This is a genomic window from Vibrio sp. 1249-1 (assembly GCF_033340495.1).
In genome coordinates, this window is sequence record NZ_JAWOWJ010000089.1 from 1 (window position 1) to 1,186 (window position 1,186).

Sequence of the window (1,186 nt, forward strand, 5' to 3'; positions counted from 1 at the left end):
ATTGATGGTTCTTTGGACGAGATCATGCGTGATTATGAATCCCAGGTGTTGGAGCGTTTGTACCAGTCGTTCCCGTCAAGCCGTAAGTTAGCGAAGCGTTTGAACGTATCGCATACGTCTATTGCGAATAAGTTACGTGACTATGGGATTCGTAAGAATTAACGCGAGTAATCAAGAAAAGGGAAGTTGTCGTTTGTAATGGAAGATCATAGTTCATCAATCGCCGTTCACAAGTTGGACGGCGACTTGCTTCTACGAACCGCTGAAATCGGTGATGCCGATATGATTGCGGCGTATTTTCAATCTAATCGCGATTATTTGAAGCCATTTGAACCAAAGCGAGAAGAGGCGTTTTTCTCTGTTAATGGTTGGCTCCAAAAACTGATTAAGTTGAACGAGCTCCATCGCATGGGGCTTGGCTACTATTGCTTGCTAATTCATGTTGATACAGGGCGCATGCTAGGAACGATTTCATTCAGCAGTATGAGTCGTTTTCCATTTTATAGCTGTAACGTTGGCTATTCCTTGGCGGAAGAGGCACAAGGTCACGGCTATATGCGTCGTGGGTTAAAAATGGCATGCGACTACATGTTTAACGTGCAAAAAATGCATCGTATCCAAGCCGGCTATATGCCTCATAACAAACGCAGTGAAGCCGTGCTAGAGTTTGTCGGGTTTAGCAAAGAAGGTTACGCAAAAGATTACCTTTTGATCAATGGTGAATGGCAAGATCATGTGCTGACATCATTAACTAACCCTCATTGGCAGCAAGAAGGGCGCTAATATGGATCGATTAGAAAAGCAGTTAGCATTACTCATTGAGCTTGATAAGCTCAAAAGCGTATTGCGTCGTACTCGGGTGAAAAGCGCCGAAGGTCGTCTTGAAAACAGTGGTGAGCACAGTTGGCACGTCGCATTGATGGCAGTATTAATGGAAGAGCACGCAAATGCACCAGTCGATATCTGTCGAGTGATGAAAATGCTATTGATACATGACGTTGTTGAGATCGACGCAGGCGACACGTTTGTTTATGATACTGCCGCTACAAAAGAGCAAGCAGAAAAAGAAATAAAAGCCGCTGAACGCTTATTTGGTATGCTACCTACAGATCAAGGGCAAGAATTATTAGCGCTTTGGCAAGAATTTGAAGCCGCGCAGAGTGATGATGCAAAATATGCAAAAGCG

The 1,186-nt window shown here is 44.1% G+C and carries 3 protein-coding genes; all 3 read left to right on the top strand.

Going from position 1 to position 1,186, the window contains the following annotated elements; genetic code table 11:
- A partial coding sequence (locus R7Z50_RS24450) for a TyrR/PhhR family helix-turn-helix DNA-binding protein (protein ID WP_411979509.1) occupies positions 1–162 on the top strand: 162 nt, incomplete at its 5' end.
- Between the two features lie 36 nt (positions 163–198).
- A complete protein-coding gene (rimJ, locus tag R7Z50_RS24455; protein ID WP_005458831.1) occupies positions 199–783 on the top strand; it encodes a ribosomal protein S5-alanine N-acetyltransferase in 585 nt (194 codons plus the stop codon).
- A gap of 1 nt (position 784) precedes the next feature.
- Positions 785–1,186: HD domain-containing protein (locus tag R7Z50_RS24460; protein ID WP_318149341.1), on the top strand; the 402-nt coding region annotated here is incomplete at its 3' end.